Below are 22295 nucleotides of genomic sequence, written 5' to 3'. Positions count from 1 at the left end.
AGGCAAGACCAGAAGTTCTCAGCCCTTTTACAACCGTCCGTGATTTCGGGGTAGAACCCTGCCTCAACTTTTCGCCTCAGGCACTTACACTCCCTGCACGGACCCGGCGGGGAGTCGCCGGATCGCCGACCGACCTCCCGCGACCTGCCCCCGAGACTGCACATGGACCGCATCCGCCTCCGCATCCTGCTCGTCGACGACCACGAGGGGTTCATCAATGCGGCGATGCGCCACCTGCGCAACGTCGAGTGGATCGAGGTCGTGGGCCGCGCCGGCAACGGGCTGGAAGCCATCGAGCAGTCCGAGGCGCTCCGGCCCGACGCCATCCTGATGGACCTGGCCATGCCGGAGATGGGCGGCCTGCAGGCCACGCGCCTGATCAAGGCGCAGGACGAGCCGCCCTTCGTGGCCATCGCCAGTCATTTCGACGACGCCGAGCACCGCGAGCACGCCATGCGCGCGGGCGCCGACGCCTTCGTCAGCAAGCTCAACTACATGCAGGACGTGATGCCGCTGCTCGAGCGGCTCGCGGGAGGGGAGATGGCATGAGCGAATCGCGTGTCCTGATCGTCGACGCGGACGCCGCGCGCGCGGAGCGCACGGCGGCCCTCCTCGAGTTCATGGACCTGACGCCGGTGATCGTGGGCGGCGTCGACGAGATCCGCATCGAGCGCCAGCAGCAGACCGACTGGGTCGCGATCGTGGTCGGCACCATCGAGGACCACGCCGCCTGGCGGGGCTTCACCGCGTGGCTGGCGCGCGAACCGGTGCATCCGCCGCTGCTGGTGCTGCCCGAGGAGCAGAACGACGCCGCCGCGCGCTTCGGCATCCACCAGGCCCAGATCTGGCCGCTGGACTTCCCGATCCGCCACGCCCAGCTCGAGGAACAGCTGCGCCGCGCCAGCATCAAGCGCATCGCCGAGGAGGAGCGCCCGGCGCCGGCGCCGCAGTTCGGCCCCACCGGCTCCAGCCCCGCGGTCAAGCGCCTGCGGCACATGATCGAGCAGGTCGCGGGCTTCGACACCACCGTGCTGATCACCGGCGAGTCCGGCAGCGGCAAGGAGGTCGCCGCGCGCGCCATCCACGAGCGTTCGCAGCGGCACAAGGGGCCGTTCGTCGCGATCAACTGCGGCGCGATCCCCCCCGACCTGCTGGAGAGCGAGCTGTTCGGCCACGAGAAGGGCGCATTCACCGGCGCGCTGACCGCGCGCAAGGGCCGCTTCGAGATGGCCGACGGCGGCACCCTGCTGCTCGACGAGATCGGCGACATGCCGCATCCCATGCAGGTCAAGCTGCTGCGCGTGCTGCAGGAGCGCTGCTTCGAGCGCGTCGGCGGCACCCAGACCATCCACGTGGACGTGCGCGTGGTCGCCGCCACCCACCGCAACCTCGAGGACGCCATCGCCCGCGGCGCCTTCCGCGAGGACCTGTTCTACCGCCTCAACGTCTTTCCGATCGAGATGCCCGCGCTGCGCGAGCGCGCCGGCGACCTGCCGGAGCTGATCCGCGCCATCACCGACCAGCTCGGCCGCAGCGGCCGCGGCGAGGTGCGCCTCGCCGACGAGACCGTCCGGACGCTCCAGGCCTATCCCTGGCCGGGCAACGTGCGCGAGCTCACCAACCTGATCGAGCGCCTCGCGGTCCTCCACCCCGGCGGCGAGGTCCGCCCCGCCGACCTGCCGACCCGCTACCGGGTCGAGGTGCCCGCCGCCGCGCCCGCCGCCGGCACCGGCGAGGGCAATCGCCTGCCCACCGAACTTCCGGCCGACGGCATCGACCTGCGCGAGCACCTGGCCCAGGTCGAGCTGGGCTTCATCCACGCCGCCCTGGAACGCGCCAACGGCGTCGTCGCCCACGCCGCCCAGCTCCTCGGCCTCCGCCGCACCACCCTTGTCGAAAAGCTGCGCAAGTACGGCATCGAGCGGGATGCGGCCTGAGGGGGTGAAGCGGGTCGGGTGAAGCGGGGACGGGAGGTCGTCGGGCGCCGCGGATCTCCGGCCGCTTCGCGCACCCGCCTCCTTCCCACGCGGGCGCGAGGGAGCTCGTCGCGATCCCTGGCCCGACACGGACGAGGATCTCCGCGCCGCGCCTCCTGCTCCTTCCCCCGCCTGCGGGGGAAGGCTGGGATGGGGGTGAGGCGCGCGTAGCGCGCTGTTTGAGGAGAGTCGTGGAGAGGAGTGAGGAACGAAGATGAGCAGTCGCCTGCCTTTCGCTTCTCACACCTGATCTCTCGCTCCTCGCCGCAAAGCGCCCCCACCCCAACCCTCCCCCGCTGGCGCAGGGGAGGGGGCTGCCGGCGCTTCGTAGGGCGTGGCGAAGAACGATGGGCTATGGGCTATGGGCGAGGAGTTGAGGAGTGAGGAGTAGTGAGGGGTGAGGGCGACCTCTTCCAGCCTTGCGCGACCGGCTCCTTCCCCCGCGTGCGGGGGAAGGCGGGGATGGGGGTGAAGCGCGCGCAGCGCGCTGCTTCGAGGAGCGGGCACGGAGAAGCGACAAACCAGTGCCGGCAACCGCGCTTTTCCTCTCATCTCACTCCTCGTCGCTCGCTCCTGCCGCAAAGCGCCCCCACCCCAACCCTCCCCCGCTGGCGCAGGGGAGGGGGCTGCCGGCGCTTCGTAGGCCGTGGCAAAGAACGATGGCCAAGGCGTTGAGGAGTGAGGGTGACGCTTCCGCCTTGCGCGACCGGCTCCTTCCCCCGCCTGCGGGGGAAGGCTGGGATGGGGGTGAAGCGCGCAGCGTCGAGGAGTGAGTAGGGAGGAGTGAGAAACGAGTACGGCAGCACGCTGCTTCTCTCCCGCTCCTCACTCCTGATCTTTCGCTTCTGCCAAAAAGCGCCCCCACCCCAACCCTCCCCCGCTGTCCGCGGGGGAGGGGGCTGGTGAGGCTGCGACGGGAGCGACGAGGCGTGGGAAACGAGCGCGGGCGGCCAGCGTTCGCCGTTCCCGTTCCCGAACCTCGAAACGTCCCGAGTCCCGGCCTCCGGCCTCCGCCTCGGCCCGGCCCTGAGCCGGAGCCCTGGGCCTAGGGCTCGGGGCTCAGGGCTCAGGGCTCAGGGCCCAAGCTCCAAGCTCCAAGCCCAGCCCCAGCCCCCCAGCCCCCCAGCCCGAAGCCCGAAGCCCGAAGCCCGAAGCCCCAAGCCCCAAGCCCCAAGCCCCAAGCCAAACCGCCCCACACTGCGCGGAATACCAGACAGCGAATGCCCTCCAGGTCCCGATTCCCGCTTCCCCCTTCCCGCCCCACCCAAAACAGGCACGCCTCTTGCACCTCCCCCGCGACCGCACTCCCCCGAGTGCATGACGCGACGGAGAACCGACGTGAGCGACGGCATCAGCGCCATCCTTTCGCAGATCCGCGGCTACCAGGGCCAGTTGAACGTCCCGGTGGCGCGCCCGCTGCAGAGCGGGCTCGAGGGCGTGGGTCGGAACGATGGCGTCGGCGCGGCGCAGGGCGTGCCCGGATTCTCCGAGACGTTGGGCTCGATGCTGCGCGGGGTGAGCGATGCCCAGGCCAAGTCCGGCGCATTGCAGACGGCATTCGAGCTGGGCGATCCGCGGGCCGACCTGGCGCGCGTGATGGTCGCCCAGCAGCAGGCGTCGGTGGCGTTCAAGGCGACGGTCGAGGTGCGCAACCGCCTCGTCCAGGCCTACCAGGACGTCATGAACATGCCGGTCTGAGCTGACGCCCGATGAGCCTGATCTCCCTCACCAAGGATGCCGAGGCCCGCGCCAATGCGGGCCGCAAGCTCCGCGAGCTGCGCGACATCCCCGGCGTCAGCCAGGCCGGGCGCGCCCTGCTGCTGGCCGCCGCGGTGGCGGTCGGCCTGATGGTGTTCTTCTGGTCGCAGAAGCCCGCCTACGTGCCGCTCTACGCGGGTCTCGACGCCAAGGCCACCAACGAGGCCACCGACCTGCTGCGGGCCGCGGGCATCCAGTTCCGGATGGATCCGGCCACCGGCGCCATCGCGGTGCCGCAGGAAAAGATCCACGAGGCGCGGCTCAAGCTCGCCGGTGCCGGCCTGGCCGACAGCGGCCAGCCGGGGTTCGAGATGATCGAGCGCGACCCGGGCTTCGGCGTCAGCCAGTTCGTCGAGACCGCCCGCTACCAGCGCGCGCTGGAGACCGAGCTGGCGCGCACCATCGCGTCGCTGCGCCCGGTGCGCGACGCGCGCGTGCATCTCGCCATCCCGCGGCCCAGCGCCTTCACCCGCCAGCGCGAGCCGGCCAGCGCCTCGGTCGTGCTCGACCTCCAGGCCGGCGCCCTGCTGGAGCGCAACCAGGTGGAGGCCATCGTGCGGCTGGTGGCGTCGAGCATCCCCGACATCTCGCGCGAGCGCGTCACCGTGGTGGACCAGGCCGGGCGCCTGCTTTCCGAGACCGAGGTGAATCCCGACGCCGCGCTCTCCGCGATGCAGTTCGAGCAGGTGCGGCGCGCCGAGCAGAGCTACGTGCAGCGCATCCAGGACCTGCTGGAGCCCATGACCGGGCGCGGCCGGGTCAGCACCCAGGTCGCGGTGGACATGGACTTCTCGGTGAGCGAGGAGGCGCGCGAGGTCTTCAACAACGACCCGGCCAAGCTGCGTTCCGAGCAGGTCGCCGAGTCCAGCAGCACCGAGAGCGGACCGCAGGGCGTGCCGGGCGCGACCGCCAACACGCCGGGCAACGAGCCGGGCGCCGATCCGGCCGCCCAGCCCGTGCAGCAGTCGCGCAGCGCCACCCGCAACTACGAGCTCGACCGCGTCCTCAGCCATACCCGCAATCCCGGCGGCCGCGTCAATCGGGTGACGGTCGCGGTGCTGGTCGACAACGTGCCGCGTCCGGACGAGGAGGGGCGCATGCAGCTCGTCCCGCTGTCCGACGAGGAGCTCGCGCGGGTCGAGAACCTGGTCAAGCAGGCCGTGGGCTTCAACGCCGAGCGCGGCGACTCGGTCTCGGTGATGTCCAGCGCCTTCGTGCGCGACATGGACGATCCCGCGTTCGAGCCCGAGCCGTTCTGGCAGAACCCGATGCTGCGCGACCTCGGCCGCGCCGCGCTGGGCGCCCTCGCGGTACTGGTGCTCCTGCTCGGTGTGCTGCGCCCGGCGGTCAAGCAGCTCCTGAATCCGCCCGCCGCCGCGCAGCCGGAGCCGGAGACGCTCAAGGCCACGCTGGTGGACGAGGAGGAGGGCATCGACGACCTGCGCGTGCCGCTGGCCGCCGCCGGTACGCCGGCGCTGTCGTCCGACCCGTTCGAGCACAGCCTCCAGCAGGCGCGCGACGCGGTGGGCACCGACCCGCGGCGGGTGGCGCAGGTGGTGAAGACATGGGTGAACGCGGATGGCTAAGCCGAACAACGGCGTCGAGGAACTGACCGGCGTGCAGCGCGCCGCCGTGCTGCTGCTCTCGCTCGGCGAGGCCGAGGCGGCCGAGGTGCTCAAGCACCTGGACGCCAAGGAGGTGCAGAAGCTCGGCACCGCCATGGCCACGGTGAGCGGCGTGACCCGCACCCAGGCCGAGCAGGTCATGACCAGCTTCGTCGGCGAGCTCGACCGCCTGACCTCGCTCGGCGTCGGCGCCGACGACTACGTGCGCAACGTGCTGGTGCAGGCCCTCGGGCAGGACAAGGCCGCGAGCCTGATCGACCGCATCCTGTTCGGCCGCAACACCAGCGGCCTGGACTCGCTGAAGTGGATGGACCCGCGCGCCATCCACGACCTGATCCGCAACGAGCACCCGCAGATCATCGCCATCGTGCTGGTCCACCTCGACGGCGACCAGGCGGCCGAGGTGCTCAAGCTGCTGCCCGAGCGCGTGCGCTCCGAGGTGCTGCTGCGCATCGCCACGCTGGAGGGCATCCCGCCCAACGCGCTCAACGAGCTCAACGAGATCATGGAGCGCCAGTTCTCCGGCAACACCGGGCTCAAGGCGTCCAACATCGGCGGCGTGCGCGCCGCGGCCAACATCCTCAACTTCATGGACGGCGGCCAGGACCAGGCGCTGCTGGGCGCGATCTCCAAGGTCGACGCCGAGCTCGGTGCGCGCATCCAGGACCTGATGTTCGTGTTCGACGACATCGCCGACCTCGACGACCGCGCCATCCAGACCCTGCTGCGCGACGTGCCGGGCGACCGCCTCGGCCTGGCGCTGCGCGGCGGCGACACCCGCGTGCGGGAGAAGATCACGAAGAACATGTCGCAGCGCGCGGCCGAGATCCTCCTCGAGGACATGGAGGCCCGCGGGCCGGTGCGGCTGTCCGACGTCGAGGCCGCCCAGAAGGAGATCCTGGTGATCCTGCGCAAGCTGGCCGAGACCGGCATCGTCCAGCTCGGCGGCAAGACCGAGGAGTTCGTATGAGTTCCACGGTGCTGCGCTGGTCGGCGCCCGACCTGGGCGCGCCGCCGCCGCCACCGGAGCCGGAGGTCGCGCCGCCGACGCTGCCCAGCGTCGAGCAGTTGCAGGCCATCGAGGACGCCGCGCGCGAGGAAGGCTTCAAGCGCGGCCACGCCGAGGGCCACGCCGAAGGGCTGGCGCAGGCGCAGGGCGAGATGCGGCGCCTGGCCGCCCAGGTCGAGGGCATCCTCGACAACTTCGCGCGGCCGCTGGCGCGGCTGGAGGACGAGGTCGCGCAGGCCCTGCAGGCGCTCGCCGTGCGCGTCGCCGGCGCCCTGCTCGGGCGCGCCTACGCCGCCGATCCCCAGCTTCTCGCCGCCCTGGTGGACGCCGCCATGGACGCGGTCGGCAGCGCCAGCCGCGCGGTCGAGCTGCGCCTGCATCCCGACGACATCGAGGCGCTGACGCCCCTGCTCGACCTGCCCGCCGGCACCCGCCTGGTGGCCGACACCACGCTCGCGCGCGGCGACCTGCGCGTGCACGCCGAGAGCGTGCGCATCGACGGCGCGCTGGATTCCCGCCTGCGCGCCGCCCTCGCCGAGATCCAGCAGGAACCCGCGCCGTGATGACTCCCGCCAGCGTCCACCCGCACGTCGACCAGTGGGCGCAGGCGCGCAACCTGCGGCTGGCCGCGCGGCTCGACCTGGCCGTGCCGCGCCTGCCGCAGCGCGGCCTCACCCGCGAGGGCGTGCTCAAGCGCGCCGTCGGGCTGACCCTCGAAGCCACCGGCTGCGAGGCGCCGCTGGGCGCCACCTGCCGCGTGGAGACCTCCGGTGGCGGCTGGGTCGATGCCGAGGTGGTCGGCTTCGCCGGCGAGCGCACCTACCTCATGCCGAGCGCGGAACTCGCCGGCCTGCTGCCGAACGCGCGCGTGGTCGCACAGCCGGGCATCGGCGGCGTCGAGGTCGGCGAGGGCCTGCTCGGCCGCGTGATCGATTCCGACGGGGTGCCGCTCGACGGCCGCGGCCCGATCCGCGCCGAAGGCCGCATGCGCCTCACCGGCCAGTCGATCAACCCGCTGATGCGCGAGCCCATCACCACACCGCTCGACGTCGGCGTGCGCGCGATCAACGCCATGCTGCCGATCGGCCGCGGCCAGCGCGTCGGCCTGTTCGCCGGCTCCGGCGTCGGCAAGTCGACGCTGCTCGGCATGATGACCCGCTACACCGCCGCCGACGTCATCGTCGTCGGCCTCATCGGCGAGCGCGGCCGCGAGGTGCGCGATTTCGTCGAGACCACGCTCGGCAGCATGGGCCTGTCGCGTGCCGTCGTGGTCGCCGCCCCGGCCGACCGCCCGCCGCTGGCGCGCCTGCACGGCGCCTACCGCGCGACGGCCATCGCCGAGTGGTTCCGCGACCAGGGCCTCAACGTGCTGCTGCTGATGGACTCGCTCACCCGCTTCGCCCAGGCGCAGCGCGAGATCGGCCTGTCGGTCGGCGAGCCGCCGACCACCCGCGGCTACCCGCCCAGCGTGTTCGCCAAGCTGCCGGCCCTGGTCGAACGCGCCGGCAACGGCGCCGCCGGGCGCGGCTCCATCACCGCCTTCTACACCGTGCTGACCGAGGGCGACGACCAGCAGGAGCCGATCGCCGATGCGGCGCGCGCCATCCTCGACGGCCATTTCGTGCTCAGCCGCCGCATCGCGGAGGCGGGGCTCTACCCGTCCATCGACATCGAGGCCTCGGTCAGCCGCGTGGTGACCGACATCGCCGACCTGCCGTGGCGCGAGCGCATGCGCCGGGTCAAGCAGCTGATCTCCGCCTACACCTCGCACAAGGACCTGATCGCCATCGGCGCCTACCAGCGCGGCAGCGACCCCCTGGTGGACGAGGCCATGGCGCGCTGGCCGGAGATCACCGCCTTCCTCGGCCAGGACGTGACCGAGGGCGCGGGCCTCGACGAAAGCCGCGAGGCGCTGGCTGCGCTGGCCGAGCGCCGCGCGGCCTGATCCTTGCCTTTGCTCCTCGAACGCAGCACCGAAGGACACCGATGAACTCCCGACGCATGCAGCCCCTGCTCGACCGCGCCAAGGAGCGCGAGGACCGGCTCGCGCGCGAGCTCGCCGAACAGCAGCGCAGGCAGGCCGAACAGGAAGGCCGCCTCGAGGAGCTGCGGCGCTACGCCGAGGAGTACGCCCAGGCCGGGCAGGGCACGGTGGCGCCCGCCCTGCTCGCGAACCGCTACGCCTTCGTCGCGCGCATCGACCACGCCATCACCCAGCAGCGCCAGAACGTGGACCGCAGCCGCGAGCGGGTCGACATCGAGCGCGCGCGGCTGATGATGGCCAGCCGCGACGCCAAGGTGATGGAGAAGCTCGCCGCCAGCTACAGGGCCGACGAGGCGCGCGAGGTCGAGAAGCGCTTGCAGCGCGAGATGGACGACCTCGCCGCGCGCGGGGTGCGCCTGCGCCGCGAAGGAGACGCCTCGTGAGCGCCGCCGCGACCGGCGGCGTCTCCACCGGCGCGCCCGCCGCGGCGCCGCGTCCCGCCTCCGGCGGCGGTGGCAGCGGCGGCCCGTCGGGCCCGTCCGGCTTCGCGGACCTGCTGGCCGGCACCGCGTCCGGCGTTCCGGCTGATCCCGAGGCCACCACGGCATCCGACGCCGGGACGAGCGACACCGACGACACCGGGCTCCGCGAGGAGGACGGTGGCTGGCCGCCGCTGTGGCTGACCGGGCTGCCCGCACCGCCGCCCGCGCCCCTGGCGGGGAGCGCGGTTCCGCCTCCGGAGGCCATACCGGAGGAGGGGGCGACGCCGCTGCCGTCGCCGGCGGTCCCGGCGCCGGTCGTCGCCGCGCCCACGACGGGGCCCGCGCCGCGGCCCGAACCCGGCCTGCCCTGGCAGATCGATCCGCGCACGCCGGCGGCCGCCGCCGAGCCGGCCCTCGAACCGGTCGCCCTGGCTCTGGGCGAGGCCGTCGACGCCACCGCCGAGGCGCCCGACGAAACGCTGCGCACCTTCCTCCTGCATCCCACCGCCACGTCGGCGCCGCGCACCGCGGCCGCCGTCGCGGTCGTGCCCGGCCCGCCGGTCGAGGTCGCCGCCGAGGCCGACATGGGCGGCGAGCTCGGCACCCGCCTGCAGTGGATGGCCGACCAGCGGATCGGGCACGCCGAGATCCGCCTCAATCCGGCCGACCTCGGCCCGGTCGAGGTCCGCCTGCGCCTCGACGGCGACAGGCTGCTCGCCGAGTTCTCCAGCACCCAGGCCGAGGTCCGCCAGGCCATCGAGCAGAGCCTCCCGCGCCTGCGCGAGCAGCTCGGCCAGGCCGGCCTCCAGCTCGCCCACGCCGGCGTCGGCGACGGCGCACGCCAGGACGCCCCGGGCGACGGCGCGCCCCGTCGTACCGCCGACGCTCCGCACGACGCATCCGAGCCCGCCGGCGCCACCGCGGCCGAGAGCGCGACCCCGCAGACGCTGCACGCGCGCGGGCTGCTGGATGCGTATGCGTGAGGGTGGGTTCTGGGCGCAGGGCGCAAGGGGCAGGGCGCAGGGTGTAGGGCGTCGTAGGGCGTAGGGCTCAAGGCCTGGGGCCTGGGACCTGGGGTTCTGGAGGGGCGGGAGTCGCCAGGGCGTCGTGCGGGGTGGGAGTGCCTTCGGTCGCGACGCCTGCATGACTCCGGTCGCCACCGGAGCCGCTCCAACAGCTCCCTGACGCAGGCGTCGGAAATCCGTCGGCCGTCCGTCACGGGCACCCGTCCCGCTCCTCACCGAAAGCGCCCCCACCCCAACCCTCCCCCGCTGTCCGCGGGGGAGGGAGCGGGTTGCGCTTCGGCGGGAGAGGGTTCGTCCCGTGGGAGGTCCGCCGTGACATGAGAGCCCCCCGCCCGCGCGACCAGCTCCTTCCCCCGCCTGCGGGGGAAGGCGGGGATGGGGGTGAAGTGCGCGCAGCGCACTGCTTCGGACGCGTGTGGAATAGGCAAGGTGCGAGTACCGCGCAGCCGGGTTCGTCGATTTCGCGTCTGATGCCCGGTTTCCACTGAAAGCGCCCCCTCCCCAACCCTCCCCCGCTGTCCGCGGGGGAGGGAGTGGGTGCGCTTCGGCGGGAGAGGGTTCGTCCCGTGGGAGGTCCGCCGTGACATGAGAGCCTCCACGCCCGCACGACCGGCTCCTTCCCCCGCTTGCGGGGGAAGGCGGGGATGGGGGTGAACGTGCGCAGCGCGTTGCCCGAAGCGTGACTGAGGGAGCGCGCGCGATCGCGCTCCGGCCCGCTCCCCGTCCGGTCCTCACCGAAAGCGCCCCCTCCCCAACCCTCCCCGCTGTCCGCGGGGGAGGGAGCGGGTTGCGCTTCGGCGGGAGAGGGCGCGTCCCGTGGGAGGTCCCATGACGCAAGAATCGCCACGTCCATGCGACCAGCTCCTTCCCCCGCCTGCGGGGGAAGGCTGGGATGGGGGTGAACGCGCGTAGCGCGTTGCCCGAAGCGTGACTGAGGGAGCGCGCGCGATTGCGCTCTGGCCGTCTCCCGCGCCTCGCCGAAAGCGCCCCCTCCCCAATCCTCCCCCGCTGTCCGCGGGGGAGGGAGCGGATCCCAAGCCCCAAGCCCAAACCGCCCCAACACTGCGCGGGATACCAGACAGCGAATCCCTCCAGGTCCCGATTCCCGCTTCCCTCTTCCCGCCCCACCCAAAACAGGCACACCTCTTGCACCTCCCCGCGCGGGACCTCCGGAAACACGTGAGATGGCAAGCAAGGCAGACGCGGGCAAGGGTGAGAAGAAGGGCATGCCGATCGTGCTCATGATGGTGGTGATGCTGCTGGGCATCGGCGGCGGCGCCGGGGCGATGTGGTTCTTCGCCAAGGGCGCGCACGCCGACACCGGTGCCGCCGCCGCGCCGGCGGTCGCGCTGGCGGTGCCGCCGCCCGCGCACTACATCGCCATGGATCCGTCGTTCGTGGTCAACCTCGCCGACCCGGACGGCACGCGCTATCTCCAGGTCGACGTGCAGCTGATGACCCGCGATCCCGCGGCCGCGCCGGTCATCCAGGGCAACCTGCCGGCGCTGCGCAACGGCCTGCTGATGCTGTTCTCGCAGAAGCTCGCCGACGAGCTGCGCTCGCGCGACGACAAGGAGGCGCTGCAGGCCGAGGCGCTGGCCGAGGTGCAGCGCATCCTCACCGCGGAGACGGGCCGCCCCGCCGCCGAGGCCCTGTACTTCACCAGCTTCGTGACGCAGTGAGCGCGCGCGCCATCACGTCCAGCCAGACCCCAGGGACCGCCCCGTGAGCTCCGATCTGCTTTCCCAGGACGAGATCGACGCCCTCCTGCACGGCGTCGACAGCGGCGCGGTCGAGGTCGAGCCCGAGCCCGATCCGCCGGGCACCGTGCGGCCGTTCGACTTCGCCAGCCAGGACCGCATCGTCCGCGGCCGGCTGCCCACGCTCGAGATGATCAACGAGCGCTTCATCCGGCTGTGGCGCATCGGCCTGTTCAACCTGCTGCGCCGTTCGGCCGAGCTCTCGGTCGGCGGCATCGAGATGATGAAGTTCGGCGAGTACATGCACTCGCTGTACGTGCCGACCAACCTCAACCTCGTCCGCATGAAGCCGCTGCGCGGCACCGGGCTCATCGTGTTCGAGCCCAAGCTGGTGTTCACCGTGGTGGACAACTTCTTCGGCGGCGACGGGCGCTACCCGGTGCGCATCGAGGGCCGCGAGTTCACCCAGACCGAGATGCGGGTCATCCAGCTGCTGCTGCGCCAGACCTTCGCCGACCTCGTCGAGGCCTGGGCGCCGGTGATGCCGGTGGAGTTCGACTACATCAACTCCGAGGTCAACCCGCACTTCGCCAACATCATCAGCCCGCGCGACTACATCGTGGTGTCGAAGTTCCACGTCGAGCTGGAGGGCGGCGGCGGCGACCTGCACGTCGCGCTGCCCTACGCCATGCTCGAACCGATCCGCGACCTGCTCGACGCGGCCATGAGCGACCGCGCCGAGCGCGACGACACCTGGATCGAGGCCATGCGCGAGCAGCTGCGCAAGGCGGAGGTGACGCTGTCCTCCACCCTGGTCGAGAAGCGCATGACCCTGGCCCAGCTGCTGAAGCTCAAGGTCGGCGACATCCTTCCCATCGACATGCCGAAGCACGTCGCCCTGAGGGTCGACGAGACGCCCGTGTTCACCGGCGAGTTCGGCGTCGCCAACGGCCGCAACGCGGTCAAGATCACCACCATCCACGCGGCCGGGAAGCGCCGCGACGAACGAGCCCTGGCATCCCATGAGCATCAGTAACGCCGACGCGGCCATGGCCGCCCAGTTCGAGACGCTGCAGGCCGAGCCCGCGGAGGGCGGCGGCGCCGACCTCAACCTCGACGTCATCCTCGACGTGCCGGTGACCCTCTCGCTCGAGGTCGGCCGCGCGCGCATTCCCATCCGCAACCTGCTGCAGCTCAACCAGGGATCGGTGGTCGAGCTGGAGCGCGAGGCCGGCGATCCGCTGGATCTCTACGTCAACGGCACCCTGATCGCCCACGGCGAGGTGGTGGTGGTCAACGACCGCTTCGGCGTGCGCCTGACCGACGTGGTCAGCCCGTCCGAGCGGATCCGGAGACTGAAGTGAGCGCAGCCGCCGCCGCGACCGGCGCGGCCGCGCAGGCCGGCGGCTTCGCCGGCAGCGCCGCGCCGTCGCCGTCGATCGCGGGCGGCCTGTTCGCCCTGCTCCTGGTCGTCGGCCTGATCCTCGGCCTGGCCTGGCTGCTGAAGCGCCTGCCCGGCAGCGGCTTCCGGCCCACGCCCGGGCTGCGTCTGGTCGCGAGCCTGCACGTCGGTCCCAAGGAGCGCCTGCTGGTGGTCGAGACCGGCGGCGAACAGTTGCTGCTCGGCGTCGGCGCCGGCGGCATCCGCCCGCTGCACGTGCTGCGCGAGCCCATCCCCGAGACGCCGCAGCCGCAGGGCTTCGCGGCGCTGCTGAAGCAACGCACCGGTTCCGCGCCATGACGCCCGTCGAGATCCGCGCCACGCCCCGCGGCGCCCGCGCGCGTTGTCCGTTCCGCGCCGAGCGCCTGGCGACCTGGCTGATCGGCCTGCTGCTGGCCGGCCTGCTCGCGCTCGGCGCCGGCGAGGCCCTCGCGCAGGAGGCGCCGGTCCCGCCGACGCCGGTGGCGGGCACCGCGACCGCGCCGGCCGTGGACACCCCGGTGCTGCCGGACCTGCCGGACGTGGCCATCGGCCGGGTCGGCGGCAACGACATCAGCGTGCCGTTGCAGATCCTGCTGCTGATGACGGCGATCACCCTGCTGCCGGCCATGCTGCTGGGGCTGACCGCGTTCACCCGCATCATCATCGTGCTCGGCCTGCTGCGGCAGGCGCTCGGCACCGGCCAGACGCCGTCCAACCAGGTGCTGGTGGGGCTGGCGATCTTCCTCACCGCCATGATCATGATGCCGGTCGGCCAGCAGGCCTGGAGCGAGGGCATCGGTCCCTACCTCAACGACCAGATCGACTTCGCCACCGCCTGGCACCTCACCCTGGCGCCGTTCCGCGAGTTCATGCTGGCGCAGATCCGCGAGACCGACCTGCTGACCTTCGCCGGCATGACCGGCAGCAGCGGCTACGCCTCGCCCGACGACGTGCCCTTCGGCGTCCTGGTCGCCGCCTTCATCACCAGCGAGCTCAAGACCGCCTTCGAGATCGGTTTCCTGATCTTCATCCCCTTCGTGATCATCGACCTCGTCGTGTCCAGCGTGCTGATGTCGATGGGCATGATGATGCTCTCGCCCATGCTCGTCTCCGCCCCCTTCAAGATCCTCCTGTTCGTCCTGGTGGACGGCTGGGTGCTGGTGGTGGGCACCCTGGCGGCGAGTTTCAGTTGATGGGGTGAGGCGGGCGCAGGGCAGGGGGCTCGGACACCGCGCGGGCCCTTCCGAGCCCTCCGCCCGCTTCTCCTGCCCGCATCTGCCGGCGCCGTTGCGAGGCACGCCGCTTGCACCGACCGGACGTTAGCGCTTCTCCACGAACACCATGACCCCCGAACTCGCCCTCACCGAGCTGCGCCTCGGCCTGGAGACCATGATGTGGATCGCGGGCCCGCTGCTGCTGGCGGTGCTGGTGGTGGGCGTGGTGGTGGGCGTGATCCAGGCGGCGACCCAGATCAACGAGCCGACGGTGGCCTTCGTCGCCAAGGCCATTGCCCTGGCCGTGACCATCGCCGCCACCGGCGGCTGGCTGCTGGTGCGCCTGGTGGACTTCACCACCGCGCTGTTCCAGCGCATCCCGCACCTGATCGGCTGAGCCCGGTGCCGCCGCACGCGCGTTAGCTATGGACGCGGTCACCGCCACTGTCATCGACGGCAGCCAGCTCTTCGCGATGCTCGCCACCATCGTGTGGACGCTGCTGCGCGTCGGTGCGCTGTTCATGGTGGCGCCGCTGATCGGCACGCCGGCGGTGTCGGTGCGCGTGCGCCTGGTGCTGTCGGTGGCCATCGCCGTGGTGCTGACGCCGCTCATTCCCGCCCCGCCGCTGGCGCAGCTCGATGCCGCCACCGTCCTCAACGTGCTGCGCGAGATGGCGATCGGCGCGGCCATGGGCTTCCTGCTCAAGCTGGTGTTCGAGGCGGGCGCGCTGGCCGGCGAACTGGTGGCGCAGGGCATGGCGCTGTCCTTCGCGCAGATGTCCGACCCCATGCGCGGCGTCAGCTCCGGCGTGGTCGGGCAGTGGTTCTACATCGCCTTCGGCCTGCTGTTCTTCGCCGCCAACGGGCACATCGCGCTGATCGACCTGCTGCTCGGCACCTACCGCACCCTGCCCATCGGTGCCCCGCTGCCCGACGTGCACGCCCTGCTGCAGGCCGCGCCCATGCTGATGTCGCAGGTGCTGCGCGTCGGCGTCAGCATCGCCCTGCCGGTGATGATCGCCATGCTCGCGGTCAACGTGTCCTTCGGCGTGCTCAGCCGCGCCTCGCCCGCCCTCAACACCATCGCCATCGGCCTGCCCGGCGCCCTGCTGGTCGGCCTCTTCCTCCTCACCGCCCTCGTCGGCCAGCTCGCCGCGCCCGTGCAGGCGCTGTTCGACGAAGCCTTCCGCGCGGCGGCGGATCTGGTGCGTTGAGGCACCCTCCGGGGCTCGCGTCGGCCAAGCGTCGCTGCACCGGAGCGCGCCCGCTTCCGCGCGCTCCGGGGGATCGGTTGCTGCCGTGCCGGCGAGGCGCGCGAGGGACGTCAGCCGCGCCTGGTCCGGCCGCGACGTCCTCCCGCCCTCGTCATGCGGAGGTCCACCCAGGTGGGGGCGTGGTCGCTGGTCCCGGGGAGGGCGCGTACCCAGCGGTCGACGCCGGCGTCGCGCAGGCGGGGGGCGAGGTCGGCGCTGAGCAGGAGGTGGTCGATGCGCAGGCCGGCGTCGCGTTCCCAGTGCTGGCGGAAGTAGTCCCAGAAGGTGAACACCTTGTCCTCGGGGAAGCGCGTGCGCAGGGCGTCGGTCCAGCCCTGTGCGAGCAGGCGCTCGAAGCAGGCGCGGCTCTGGGGCTGCAGCAGGGCGTCCTTCCTCCACGACCTGGGGTCGTAGATGTCGAGCGCGTCGGTGGGCACCACGTTGTAGTCGCCCGCCAGCACCACCGGATGGCCGCTGTCCCACAGGGACTGCGCATGGGCGATCAGGCGCTCGAACCAGGCGAGCTTGTAGTCGAACTTCGGCCCCGGCTGCGGATTGCCGTTGGGCAGGTAGAGGCAGCCGACCAGCACGCCGTGCGCGGCGGCCTCGAGGTAGCGGCTCTGCGCGGGGTCGGGATCGCCGGGCAGGCCGCGCCGGGTTTCCAGCGGCGCCATGCCGCGGGCCAGGATGGCCACGCCGTTCCACGAACGCTGCCCGTGCCACAGCGCGCCGTAGCCGGCGGCGCGGAGGGCCTCGGCGGGGAAGGCCGCGTCGGGCGCCTTGAGCTCCTGCAGGCAGACGATGTCGGGCGCGGCCTCGGCCAGCCAGCGCAGCAGGATGTCCAGGCGCGAGCGGATGCCGTTGATGTTGAAGGTGGCGACGCGCAGGGTCGGCATGCCGCCATGGCTACCGGTTGCCGCGTGCAGGCGGGGTCGGCGGGTCGCCGGCCGTTGGGCGCGGCGTCAGCGCCCGCGCCCCGCCGCAACGGATAATGCCGGCTCCCCACGCCGAGACGCCGCTTCGATGAAGGTTCCCGCCGCGCTGCAGCCGCTGATCGACGACGGCGTGATCGATGCGGTCCTGCGCCCCCTCAAGAGCGGCAAGGAAGCGGCCGTGTACACGGTCCTCGCCGGCGGTCGGGTGCTCTGCGCGAAGGTCTACAAGGACCTGGCGCAGCGCAGCTTCCAGGCGCGCGTGCAGTACCAGGAGGGTCGCAAGACGCGCGGCAGCCGCGAGGCGCGCGCCATGGGCAAGGCCTCGAAGTTCGGGCGCCGGCAGCAGGAGGAGGACTGGAAGAACACCGAGGCCGAGGTCCTCTACCGGCTCGCCGATGCCGGCCTGCGCGTGCCGACGCCGCGCGGCTACTTCCACGGCGTGCTGCTGATGGACCTCGTCGCCGACCTCGACGGCGAGAGCGCGCCGCGTCTGGGCGAGGTCGAGTTCCCGCCCGAGGTCGCGCGGATCTTCCACGACATGCTGATCCGCGACGTGGTGCGCATGCTCTGCCTGGGCCTGATCCACGGCGACCTGTCGGAGTACAACGTGCTGGTCGCGCCGGACGGGCCGGTCATCATCGACTTCCCCCAGGTGGTGAGCGCGGCCGGCAACAATGCCGCGCGGACGCTGCTGCTGCGGGACGTGCACAACATCCGCGCCACCCTGGCGCGGGCGGCGCCGGAACTGGCGCAGACCCACTACGGCGAGGAGATGTGGGCGCTGTACGAGAAGGGCGAGCTGCGGCCGGACACGGCGCTGACCGGACGCTTCGCCTTCGACCGCCGCCGCGCCGACGTGCGCGCGGTGCGGGCGTCCATCGAGGAGGCGCGCCAGGAGGCGCTGATCCGCCGCCAGGGCCGGGAGGCGGCGGAGCAGGGCGACTGACGCGGCGGACGGGCGGCAGGCGCGCCGCGACGCGCTCAGCCGGCGCCGTCGGGCTCGCGCCGGCGCAGGCGCGACTGCGGCACGGCGGCCTCGATCCCGGAGTCGAGCTGCACCAGGTACACGGTGTCCTCGCCCAGCTCCGCGAGGCTGCTCAGGACGCCGCGCTCGCCGGCGTGCTCGCCCTCCATGATCTCGACCGTCTCGTCCACGTCGAAGGTCACGCCCGCCACCGGGCGGTGCGCCATGAAGTCGTTGTACTGCTCCGGAGTCGGTTTCATCGTCTGCTCTCTCCCTTGGGCGCTGCGGCACCACGTGCCGTCGACGCGGCCCTGTCGTGGTCGTGGCTCCACTGTGCCCACGCCGGGGACCAAGGCGACGTGAGCGCGCGCCCGCGGAAGGCCGCCATCTCGTCCCCGCGCACGCCGCGCCCTGGACTCGCGCGCTTTGCCCGGAGGGCGGCATGGCGGCATCGCGCGCGAAAAGGACCCTCGCATGGGCGTGGGCGGAGGACGGGAGCCTGCTGATCACCACGCAGCCCATGACCGGGGTGGGGGTGCTGGCCCTCGTGGCCGGCATGTCCTTCGTCATCGCGCCGCTGAGGAGCCCCGGCCTGGATGCCTGGTTCTTCTGCGCGGTCGGGGTGGGCCTCGGCCTGGTGGTCTGGGCGGGTCGCCTGCTCCGGACCGGGCGGACCTGGCATTTCGATCCGCACCGCCGCGAGCTGGTCGTGCGCTCGGGGCCGGGGCCGCGGGCGCGCGAGTCGCGCATGGGTTTCGACGCGGTCGTCGCGGTCGAGACCGAGGCCAGGCGGCATACCCGGCCCAGCACCGGAGGCGCCGGAGCCGTCCTCGTCCACACCGTGCGTCTGCGCCTGCGCGATGGCGACGCCTTCACCATCTACCAGGGAAGCCACGCGGAGGTGGCACGGCGTCGGGACCGGCTCGCCGCGCTGTTGCTGTAGGCCCGACCCTGCGTCGCCGGGGGTTCCTGGATCGGCGCCCGCCGCGGCGGGGCGCGTCGCGTGGCACGCGGGTTGCACGGCATCGGCACCGCCGGATCCGCCGCGCGGACGGCCGCGGCCGCTTCCGCGCACGCGACGCTCGGCAGGTCATGGCGCAGGAAGGCGAGGACGGCCAGGAAAAGACCGAACAGCCAACCGAGAAACGGCTGCGCGACGCCCGCGAGAAGGGCCAGGTCCCGCGCTCGCGCGAGCTGGCCACGGCGCTGATCTTCCTCGCCGCGGCGGGTGGCCTCGCCCTGCTCGGCACCCGCCTGTCCATCGGCGCCCTCGGCTGGATGCGCGGCGCGCTCACGCCGGACGTGGCCCGCATGGGCGACCTGCGCCGGCTTCCGGCCCACTTCGGCGAACTGCTCGGCGGCCTCCTGTGGCAGGCGCTGCCGCTGATGCTGCTGTGCATCCTGGCCGCGGTGGTGGCGCCCATCGCGCTCTCGGGCCTGCGCTTCAGCCAGAAGGCGCTGATGCCGGACTTCAAGCGCTTGAGCCCGCTCGCCGGGCTCAAGCGCATCTACGGCCGCGAAGGTGCGGTCGAACTGCTCAAGGCGCTGCTGCGCGTGATCCTGATCGGCACCGCCGCGAGCCTCGTGCTGTGGGGCGCCTACGCCCAGCTCCTGGGGCTGGTGAACCAGCCGCTGGAGACCGCCGCGGGCGAGGGCCTGGGCCTCACCGTGATCCTGCTGCTCGCCATGACCCTGGCCACCGCCCTGCTCGCGGGCGCCGACGTGCCGTACCAGCTCTGGAGCCACAAGGAAAAGCTCAAGATGAGCCGCCAGGAGCTGCGCGACGAGATGAAGGAGTCCGAGGGCAGCCCCGAGGTGAAGGGCCGCGTGCGCCGCCTGCAGCAGGAGATCTCGCAGCGCCGGATGATGGAGGCCGTGCCGGGCGCGGACGTGGTGGTGGTCAACCCGACGCACTACGCCGTCGCGCTCAAGTACGACGCCAAGGCCATGGGCGCCCCGCGCGTGGTGGCCCGCGGCGTGGACGAGATCGCCGCCGCCATCCGCACCGTCGCCATCGGCAACCGCGTCCCCATCGTCGAGGCCCCCCCGCTCGCCCGCGCCCTCTACCGCGACGTCCGGCTCGGCCAGGAGATCCCCGCCCCGCTCTACGCCGCCGTCGCCCAGGTCCTGTCCTACCTCTACCAGCTCAAGGCCTGGAAGCCCGGGCAGGGCGTACCCCACCCGACGCTGCCGAAGGTCGAGCTGCCGGAGGGGTATGGGGAGGTGTGAACGCAAAGGCGGGAATGGGGAATCGGGAACAGGGACCTGGACGGCTTAAGGACTTGCAGGCGGTTGTTCCGGGTCGACGCTGTCGGCAAGGCATTCCGGTCGCAACTGAAGTCGTTCCTACAGCGAGCGGCGTGGCGGTCGTCGCCAGCTTCCAGGTCCCGATTCCCCATTCCCGCTTCCCGCCTCCCGCCGCATCGACCGCGCCGGTCATCCGACGACGGCCGACGTCGTTCCTACGGCGAGCGGCATGCGGGTCGCCGCAGGCCCGCATTCCCCATTCCCCATTCCCACTTCCCGCTCCACCCAAGAGCTGGCACACCACTTGTATCCCCCAGGCGCCTGTCGTCCTGGAGTCGCCCGTGATCGTCGCCGTCCGTGTCCGCCCGTCCGCCTGCGCCGCTGGCGCTGCGCCGTCGCGCGCGGGGGGCTGAGCCGTGGCCGCCGCGACGCAGGCCGGGCGGGTGGGGGAGATCGTGCGCCAGGGCATGGGGGCGCCGCTCGTTGTGCTGGCGATGCTGGCGATGGTGGTGGTGCCGCTGCCGCCGCTGGTGCTCGATGCGCTCTTCAGCTTCAACATCGCGCTGTCGATGGTGGTGCTGCTGGGCGTGGTCTACATCAAGCGCCCGCTCGACTTCTCGATCTTCCCGACCGTGCTGCTCATGGTCACCCTGCTGCGGCTGGCGCTGAACGTCGCGTCCACCCGCGTGGTGCTGATGCACGGCCACAACGGGCCCGGTGCGGCCGGCAACGTCATCGAGTCCTTCGCGCAGTTCGTGGTCGGCGGCAGCTTCGCGGTCGGCCTGGTGGTGTTCGCCATCCTCACCATCATCAACTTCGTGGTGGTGACCAAGGGCGCCACGCGCATCTCCGAGGTCTCGGCGCGCTTCATCCTCGATGCGCTGCCCGGCAAGCAGATGGCGATCGACGCCGATCTCAACGCCGGTCTTCTGACGCGCGAGGACGCCAAGGCCCGGCGCGAGGAGGTCCGCGAGGAGGCGGACTTCTACGGCTCCATGGACGGCGCCTCCAAGTTCATCCGCGGCGACGCCATCGCGGGCATCCTGATCCTCTTCATCAACCTGATCGGCGGCATCGTCATCGGGATGAGCCAGCACGGCATGGCCTTCTCGGCCGCCGGCACCACCTACACCCTGCTGGCGATCGGCGACGGCCTGGTGGCGCAGATCCCGGGCCTGCTGGTCTCGGTCGCGGTGGCGATGCTGGTCACCCGCGCCACCCGCCCGCAGGACATGGGCAAGGCGGTGCAGGGCCAGCTGTTCGGCCAGTACAAGGCGCTGGCGATCACCGCGGCGCTGCTGGGCCTGATGGGCCTGGTGCCGGGCATGCCCAACGTCGCCTTCCTGACCCTGGCCGCCATCGTCGGCTACGCCGCCTGGGTGCTCTACCGCAAGGCGCAGGCCCCCGCGCAGGCGACGCCCGAGCCCGTCGTGAATCCCGACGGCACCGTCAGCAGTCCGGCGCAGCCCACGCCCGAGCTGTCCTGGGACGAGCTGCAGCCGGTGGATGCGCTGGGGCTGGAGGTCGGCTACCGCCTCATCCCGCTGGTGGACGCGGCCCGCGGCGGCGGGCTGATGGCGCGCATCAAGGCCGCGCGCCGCAAGCTCACCCAGGACCTGGGCTTCCTGGTCCCGGCGGTGCACATCCGCGACAACCTCGAACTCGCGCCGGGCGCCTACCGCGTCCTCGTCCACGGCGTGCCGGTGGCGACCGGCGAACTCCACCCCGACCGCGAGATGGCGCTCGACCCCGGCCGGGTCTACGGCGAGCTCGAGGGCATCCCCGGCAAGGACCCGGCGTTCGGCCTGGACGCGATCTGGATCACGCCCGCGCAGCGCGCGGACGCGGAGGCGCTCGGCTATACCGTGGTCGATGCGCCCACCGTCGTCGCCACCCACCTGTCGCACCTGGTGCGCGAGCACGCGGCCGAGCTGCTCGGCCACGAGGAGGTCCAGCAGCTGGTCGCGACCCTGGCGAAGTCCGCGCCCAAGCTCGCCGAGGACCTGACGCCCAAGACCCTGCCGCTGTCGGTGGTCGTGCGCGTGCTGCAGAACCTGGTGTCCGAGCGGGTGCCGATCCGGCAGATGCGCCAGATCGCCGAGGCGCTCATCGAGCACGGCGCCCACAGTCAGGATCCCGCCGTCCTCACCGCGGCGGTGCGCACCGCGCTGGGCCGCTTCATCGTCCAGGAAATCAACGGCATGGCGCCCGAGCTGCCGGTCTACACGCTGGCGCCCGGACTGGAACGGGTCTTGCAGGAATCCGTCGGCGCCAACGGCGGCGGCGCGGTCGAACCCGGCCTCGCCGAGCGGCTCCACGCGGGTCTGGGCGACTGCGTGCAGCGCCAGCAGGCGGCGGGCGAGCCCGCGGTCCTGCTGGTTCCCGGCGCGGTGCGTGCGGTGCTGTCCCGCCTCACCCGCCACAGCGTCCCCGGGCTCTCGGTCCTGGCCTACGGCGAAGTGCCGGAGGACAAGCGGCTGAAGCTGGTGGGGTCGATCGGGTAGCGGTGCGGCGGGAATCGGGAAGCGGCAATCGGGACGGGTGAGGCAATGCGAGGCCTGGGCGAAATCATGACGACGCAGCGACTTCAACACGACGGGACAACGGCGGCAGGGCAGCGCGACGCGTCGCCTGCACGCGCCGACGGCGCCATGCCCCATTCCCGCTTCCCGATTCCCGGCGCCACGGGAGCAACCCCAT

The 22295-nt window shown here is 72.3% G+C and carries 22 protein-coding genes; 20 read left to right on the top strand and 2 right to left on the bottom strand.

Features of this window, described 5'->3' with window-relative positions:
• Positions 1 to 162 precede the first annotated feature (162 nt).
• The 16 genes from ACFO3Q_RS04020 to fliR all read left to right on the top strand — a co-directional run bounded on the left by ACFO3Q_RS04020 (position 163) and on the right by fliR (position 15410).
• Entirely contained in the window at positions 163 to 549 is a 387-nt protein-coding gene (locus ACFO3Q_RS04020) for a response regulator (RefSeq protein ID WP_377003354.1), read from the top strand.
• Complete coding sequence (locus ACFO3Q_RS04015; RefSeq protein WP_377003353.1) at positions 546 to 1937, top strand: sigma-54 dependent transcriptional regulator; 1392 nt, start codon at positions 546 to 548, stop codon at positions 1935 to 1937. Before ACFO3Q_RS04020 ends, ACFO3Q_RS04015 begins: the two co-directional genes overlap by 4 nt.
• Before the next feature lie 1377 nt (positions 1938 to 3314).
• Positions 3315 to 3674: a flagellar hook-basal body complex protein FliE gene (gene fliE / locus ACFO3Q_RS04010; protein ID WP_377003352.1), complete on the top strand. Its 360-nt coding sequence runs from the start codon at positions 3315 to 3317 to the stop codon at positions 3672 to 3674.
• Between the two features lie 11 nt (positions 3675 to 3685).
• A complete protein-coding gene (gene fliF, locus ACFO3Q_RS04005; protein ID WP_377003351.1) occupies positions 3686 to 5320 on the top strand; it encodes a flagellar basal-body MS-ring/collar protein FliF in 1635 nt (544 codons plus the stop codon).
• 22 nt (positions 5321 to 5342) lie between these two features.
• On the top strand, positions 5343 to 6329 hold the full coding sequence (gene fliG, locus ACFO3Q_RS04000; RefSeq protein ID WP_377003356.1) for a flagellar motor switch protein FliG: 987 nt from the start codon (positions 5343 to 5345) through the stop codon (positions 6327 to 6329).
• A complete protein-coding gene (locus ACFO3Q_RS03995; protein ID WP_377003350.1) occupies positions 6326 to 6931 on the top strand; it encodes a FliH/SctL family protein in 606 nt (201 codons plus the stop codon). Before fliG ends, ACFO3Q_RS03995 begins: the two co-directional genes overlap by 4 nt.
• The gene (locus ACFO3Q_RS03990) at positions 6931 to 8313 is read left to right on the top strand and encodes a FliI/YscN family ATPase (RefSeq protein ID WP_377003349.1); all 1383 of its coding nucleotides are present in this window, start codon (positions 6931 to 6933) and stop codon (positions 8311 to 8313) included. Before ACFO3Q_RS03995 ends, ACFO3Q_RS03990 begins: the two co-directional genes overlap by 1 nt.
• Positions 8314 to 8354: 41 nt before the next feature.
• A complete protein-coding gene (gene fliJ / locus ACFO3Q_RS03985; RefSeq protein ID WP_377003348.1) occupies positions 8355 to 8795 on the top strand; it encodes a flagellar export protein FliJ in 441 nt (146 codons plus the stop codon).
• Positions 8792 to 9817: a flagellar hook-length control protein FliK gene (locus tag ACFO3Q_RS03980; RefSeq protein WP_377003347.1), complete on the top strand. Its 1026-nt coding sequence runs from the start codon at positions 8792 to 8794 to the stop codon at positions 9815 to 9817. The genes fliJ and ACFO3Q_RS03980 overlap by 4 nt, the downstream gene beginning before the upstream one ends.
• 1226 nt (positions 9818 to 11043) lie before the next feature.
• Positions 11044 to 11541, top strand: coding sequence for a flagellar basal body-associated FliL family protein (locus tag ACFO3Q_RS03975; RefSeq protein WP_377003346.1), 498 nt, complete (start codon positions 11044 to 11046; stop codon positions 11539 to 11541).
• Positions 11542 to 11584: 43 nt separating this feature from the next.
• Positions 11585 to 12595, top strand: a complete 1011-nt coding sequence (gene fliM / locus ACFO3Q_RS03970) for a flagellar motor switch protein FliM (protein WP_377003345.1) — start codon at positions 11585 to 11587, stop codon at positions 12593 to 12595.
• On the top strand, positions 12582 to 12923 hold the full coding sequence (fliN, locus tag ACFO3Q_RS03965) for a flagellar motor switch protein FliN (RefSeq protein WP_377003344.1): 342 nt from the start codon (positions 12582 to 12584) through the stop codon (positions 12921 to 12923). Before fliM ends, fliN begins: the two co-directional genes overlap by 14 nt.
• Positions 12920 to 13300, top strand: a complete 381-nt coding sequence (gene fliO, locus ACFO3Q_RS03960) for a flagellar biosynthetic protein FliO (RefSeq protein ID WP_377003343.1) — start codon at positions 12920 to 12922, stop codon at positions 13298 to 13300. The genes fliN and fliO overlap by 4 nt, the downstream gene beginning before the upstream one ends.
• Complete coding sequence (gene fliP / locus ACFO3Q_RS03955; RefSeq protein WP_377003342.1) at positions 13297 to 14175, top strand: flagellar type III secretion system pore protein FliP; 879 nt, start codon at positions 13297 to 13299, stop codon at positions 14173 to 14175. The genes fliO and fliP overlap by 4 nt, the downstream gene beginning before the upstream one ends.
• 148 nt (positions 14176 to 14323) lie before the next feature.
• The gene (locus tag ACFO3Q_RS03950) at positions 14324 to 14593 is read left to right on the top strand and encodes a flagellar biosynthetic protein FliQ (protein WP_377003341.1); all 270 of its coding nucleotides are present in this window, start codon (positions 14324 to 14326) and stop codon (positions 14591 to 14593) included.
• A 28-nt stretch (positions 14594 to 14621) separates the two neighbouring features.
• Positions 14622 to 15410, top strand: a complete 789-nt coding sequence (fliR, locus tag ACFO3Q_RS03945) for a flagellar biosynthetic protein FliR (RefSeq protein WP_377003340.1) — start codon at positions 14622 to 14624, stop codon at positions 15408 to 15410.
• 110 nt (positions 15411 to 15520) lie between these two features.
• Here the strand turns inward: fliR and ACFO3Q_RS03940 are convergent, their stop codons facing one another.
• A complete protein-coding gene (locus ACFO3Q_RS03940) occupies positions 15521 to 16345 on the bottom strand; it encodes an exodeoxyribonuclease III (protein ID WP_377003339.1) in 825 nt (274 codons plus the stop codon).
• A 127-nt stretch (positions 16346 to 16472) separates the two neighbouring features.
• Between ACFO3Q_RS03940 and ACFO3Q_RS03935 the strand changes: the two genes are divergently transcribed.
• Positions 16473 to 17330 carry a PA4780 family RIO1-like protein kinase gene (locus ACFO3Q_RS03935; RefSeq protein ID WP_377003338.1) on the top strand — a complete coding sequence of 286 codons (858 nt, stop codon included), beginning with the start codon at positions 16473 to 16475 and terminating at the stop codon, positions 17328 to 17330.
• A gap of 35 nt (positions 17331 to 17365) precedes the next feature.
• Here ACFO3Q_RS03935 and ACFO3Q_RS03930 read toward each other — a convergent pair whose 3' ends face one another.
• On the bottom strand, positions 17366 to 17608 hold the full coding sequence (locus tag ACFO3Q_RS03930) for a hypothetical protein (protein WP_377003337.1): 243 nt from the start codon (positions 17606 to 17608) through the stop codon (positions 17366 to 17368).
• Between the two features lie 182 nt (positions 17609 to 17790).
• Here ACFO3Q_RS03930 and ACFO3Q_RS03925 point away from each other — a divergent pair, with 182 nt between their 5' ends.
• The 3 genes from ACFO3Q_RS03925 to flhA all read left to right on the top strand — a co-directional run bounded on the left by ACFO3Q_RS03925 (position 17791) and on the right by flhA (position 22099).
• Complete coding sequence (locus ACFO3Q_RS03925; RefSeq protein WP_377003336.1) at positions 17791 to 18291, top strand: hypothetical protein; 501 nt, start codon at positions 17791 to 17793, stop codon at positions 18289 to 18291.
• Between the two features lie 149 nt (positions 18292 to 18440).
• Positions 18441 to 19577, top strand: a complete 1137-nt coding sequence (gene flhB / locus ACFO3Q_RS03920; RefSeq protein ID WP_377003335.1) for a flagellar biosynthesis protein FlhB — start codon at positions 18441 to 18443, stop codon at positions 19575 to 19577.
• A gap of 485 nt (positions 19578 to 20062) precedes the next feature.
• On the top strand, positions 20063 to 22099 hold the full coding sequence (flhA, locus tag ACFO3Q_RS03915; protein WP_377003355.1) for a flagellar biosynthesis protein FlhA: 2037 nt from the start codon (positions 20063 to 20065) through the stop codon (positions 22097 to 22099).
• Positions 22100 to 22295 lie beyond the last annotated feature (196 nt).

Source organism: Coralloluteibacterium thermophilum, assembly GCF_042654365.1.
Taxonomy (GTDB): Bacteria; Pseudomonadota; Gammaproteobacteria; order Xanthomonadales; family Xanthomonadaceae; genus Coralloluteibacterium; species Coralloluteibacterium thermophilum.
The sequence above is the reverse complement of the archived record's forward strand: the minus strand, read 5'-3'. Positions and strand labels throughout refer to the sequence as shown.